At 33.9% G+C, this 3,843-nt stretch carries 2 protein-coding genes and 1 other RNA gene; all 3 read left to right on the top strand.

The features are described from left to right. The first annotated feature begins 477 nt into the window (after positions 1–477). The 3 genes from ENL20_01890 to ENL20_01880 all read left to right on the top strand — a co-directional run bounded on the left by ENL20_01890 (position 478) and on the right by ENL20_01880 (position 3,499). On the top strand, positions 478–1,674 hold the full coding sequence (locus tag ENL20_01890; GenBank protein HHE37308.1) for a hypothetical protein: 1,197 nt from the start codon (positions 478–480) through the stop codon (positions 1,672–1,674). A 209-nt stretch (positions 1,675–1,883) separates the two neighbouring features. Beyond that, an RNA gene (gene ffs, locus ENL20_01885) (signal recognition particle sRNA large type) lies at positions 1,884–2,146 on the top strand. A gap of 96 nt (positions 2,147–2,242) precedes the next feature. Beyond that, positions 2,243–3,499, top strand: a complete 1,257-nt coding sequence (locus ENL20_01880) for a histidine--tRNA ligase (GenBank protein HHE37307.1) — start codon at positions 2,243–2,245, stop codon at positions 3,497–3,499. The last annotated feature ends 344 nt before the right edge of the window (positions 3,500–3,843 follow it).

The following is a 3,843-nucleotide window of genomic DNA, read 5'->3' as shown; positions in this document are numbered from 1 at the left end:
CAATATATCTCGTAGAAGCGACATTTAAACCTGTAAATGATGATAAATATCACTGCGATGCAGTTTTTTAAGAAAAGAGAGTTTTCAAAACCAAATGCTAACGCATTTTATTACAAACATCTAACCTCTACGAGGTTAGCAATATGAATTAATTTAAATTACAATTTGAAGTGGGAAATGTCAGTAAATAAATTTAAGATTTGGAGATTTGATGATTTAATATTTGAAAAAAATACATTGTCATTCCGAATACTCTCCCTGTTTTTCTCTTGAGGAATCTCCAATTTTTAATGTTTGTTGCAATATTGCTGGAGATTCTTCGTTAGGATTTCTCTGTAAGATTCAGTCTCTTTCAAGAAAGAGAATTCCTTATAATGACAATTAAACCAATCTGTCATTCATAAGTTTCTACCTGCTTTTCTTTTAAGGAATCTCCAATCCGAAAGTGTAAAAAAATAAAACTTTAAAATATTATTTATGAAAAATCTCCTCTTTTCAGCATTGATTCTAATAATCCTGCTTGGATGCACAAAAAAAGAAAAAGCAGATTGGACGATCCTTATTTATATGGCAGCGGACAACAGTCTTTATCAAGCAGTGATCGACGAGATCAATGAAATGGAAACAGCAGATTTTTCCGACAAGATAAATGTCATTGTGCAGATCGACAATCATCATGAATACGGAAGTTTCACTAACACTCGACGCTATCAAGTCCTTCCGGAAAACACAGTCAACCGCGAAGAAATAACCTCCCCTTTGATCGAATCTTTACCGGACATCGATAGCGGAGATTATCAGGAGATCACCAATTTTGCTAATTGGGGTTTCCGAAGATTTCCATCCGATAAAAAGGCTTTGGTCATCTGGTCGCATGGAAACGGCTGGTATAATCTCTATAACAAATTCTGTCCTGATAATGGAACCGGTAATTCAGTAAATATTCCTAAAGGTGATCTGAAAAATGCTCTTTCCTCTCTTGACCATCAACTCGATATTTTGATCTTTGATGCCTGTAATATGCAGACAATGGAAGTTCTTGCTGAATCCTATCAATATGCGGATTATATTATCGGTTCGGAAGAATCCATTGAAGTGTCAGGTTTTCCTTATGGAGATTTTGAAGGAAATGCAATTTTATCGATCTGGGAAGATTATTTAGAGACGGAAAACCTGGCAATTGCAATTGTAAATTCATTCTACGAATCTTATCTTCCCGGAGGAAGTCAGAATTATGAAGGAGATATTTTTCCGGTTTCCTGTTCTGTTATAAAATCGTGTGAATTCCCTGATATTCTTGATGATATAACTCAATTTTCCATGAATTGGCAGGAATATGGATCGATCAGTTTTTTTGATGAAACAAGATTTGCCTGTTATGAATTTAATGACCTGCAGGCTGATGTGGATATCAAAGAATTTTTCTCAATGTTAAAAGAAGGATCATCATCAAGCGAACTCTCTGTTCTGTGTGAGCAGATCCTGACAAATATCGATGAAAGCATTTTAGCTCAACAATTTTATAATTATCCTGCAGACGATCTGGGAACAGCATCTATCTGGTTTCCTGATGAAGAACAAACTTTATATAATCTAATAGAAATATATCAAGGTTTAAGTTTTTCCCAAACTAACTGGCAGGAATTTTTATCCGGATTATTTTCCCAACCATAAATTAATTTGTTGATTTAATGATTTGGATATTTGGAGATGTAATAATATCGGAATTTAATACATGTCTCCAATTTTCTATCTCCTCGTTTCCATTTCTTCTTTTTTCCTCAATTGTATTTTTCGTGTCTTTTCGTGTTTTTCGCGGATTATGTTGTGTCTGACTTTATCAAAACTTGACACATAAACCGACCCAAAATTGTTTGATTTTCGTGTGCTAGGTGGGAAGTTAGCGGTGTCCTGTAACCCGCAATCCGCTCCAGCGGGACCGAATTCCTGCATGAGAATATTGATTTTCATTTAATGACTGAAAAGTGGTGTTGAGGATCAAGCCTGACGCAATTGTAAACTGTGAACCTTGTCAGATCCGGAAGGAAGCAGCAATAAACAGAGCTTATGATGTGCCGTTGGTCAACTTGATTTGAGCTAACTATCAGCGTGTTACCTGGAATAGATATCGATTGCAGGTGCACACTTTTTGTAGATCAAACATCCTGTTTGATATCTTTTGTTTTTTTTAAATCTGACTTTTATCACAACCAAGGTGGTTGTGTTATTTTGGAGAATTAAAATGTCATTAAAATGTAAAATTCCGCGCGGAACTTTTGATATTCTTCCATCCGAAAGTTACAAATGGCAATATATCACAAAAGTTTTTCGGGAAACATCGAGAAATTTCAATTATCGCGAGATTGTAACTCCCATCTTCGAATCTGCAGGACTTTACGAAAGAAGCGTGGGCAATACTTCTGATATTGTACAAAAAGAAATGTATAAATTCAGGGATAAAAAAGGTCGGATCTTCGCTCTTCGTCCGGAAGGAACTGCCGGAATAGTTAGAGCGTTCGTGGAAAATAACCTCGATATGAAAAACAATTCTTCAAAATTATATTATATTGGTCCTATGTTCAGATATGAAAGGCCTCAAAAAGGAAGATACAGGCAACATTATCAATATGGAATTGAAAATATAGGAAGTTCCGAACCTTTTATCGATGCGGAAGTTATTTCTTTTGGATATTATTTCCTGAAAAAACTTGGTCTGGAAAATTTCAAATTAGAGATAAACAGTATTGGATGTCCAAATTGCTCGCAGGATTATAATAACGCTTTAGTCGAATATTATAAACCGTATTTTGATGATCTTTGTCAGGATTGTAAGATCAGAATTGAGAAAAATCCTAAAAGACTGCTGGATTGTAAAGTCCCGAAATGCAAAGAAATTTCCCGAAATGCTCCTTCCATGTTATCTTATCTTGATGATGATTGTCGGGAACATTTTGATAAAGTCCAGGAATTTCTTACAAAAATAAATATTGCTTTTAAGATCAATCCAAAGATCGTGCGCGGACTGGATTATTATTCTAGAACTGCCTTTGAATTTATAGATACGAATTTGGGAGCGCAAAATACTCTTATCGGTGGCGGCAGGTATGATGGATTAGTCGAACAGATCGGAGGAAAAAATATTCCCGGAATCGGTTTTGCCGGTGGTTTTGAAAGATTGATCTTATCGATGGAAACAGAAGGTGTTTCTTTTGGAAGCGAACAAAATCCTGATTATTATCTTGTTTGTTTAGGAGAGAAAGCAAAAGATTTTAGTCTGAATTTATTAACAAAAATCAGGAATGCCGGTATTTCTGTCGAATCCGATTTTGAAAAAAAATCCATTAAAGCTCAAATGAAAGCTGCTGATAAAAGCAATGCTAAATATTCCTTGATCCTTGGTGAGGACGAAATCTCTCAAAATAAAATAGTTTTAAAAAATATGAAAACCGGAGATCAGGAATCTATTCTGATGGATAACTTGATCGAGAAATTACATTAATAATCCAATTCTATTTACGATAAAATATCTGTCGTTTATAAGGCTTCTCTTTCCTGAAAAGTTTGGATTCTCAACATTTAATTTGTTGAGAAATCTTTAATAAATTTTTTTTTGAAATTGATATTGTTAATTCATCGAGAGAAAACTTTTTCGGGAAAACTCAAAATGACAATAAAATCTTTTAATGAAAATATAACTCTCCATATATCCAAAAAAAATAAGAAAAAAATACAGATATTTTTTGACATTTTTTATTAACTCAAAAAGTTGGCACTCGAAAAAAGGGTTTGCTAAAAAAAGAAAAAAGATTAATTTTAATTAAAAAAAACAGGAGGATTTAGCAT

The sequence above is a fragment of the Candidatus Cloacimonadota bacterium genome, assembly GCA_011372345.1.
GTDB lineage: Bacteria > Cloacimonadota > Cloacimonadia > Cloacimonadales > TCS61 > DRTC01.
The sequence above is the reverse complement of the archived record's forward strand: the minus strand, read 5'-3'. Positions and strand labels throughout refer to the sequence as shown.

Bases quoted from the DNA above. Each gene is read 5' to 3' on its own strand.
- ENL20_01890 (HHE37308.1), top strand. From the start codon at position 478: ATGAAAAATCTCCTCTTTTCAGCATTGATTCTAATAATCCTGCTTGGA.
- ENL20_01880 (HHE37307.1), top strand. From the start codon at position 2,243: ATGTCATTAAAATGTAAAATTCCGCGCGGAACTTTTGATATTCTTCCA.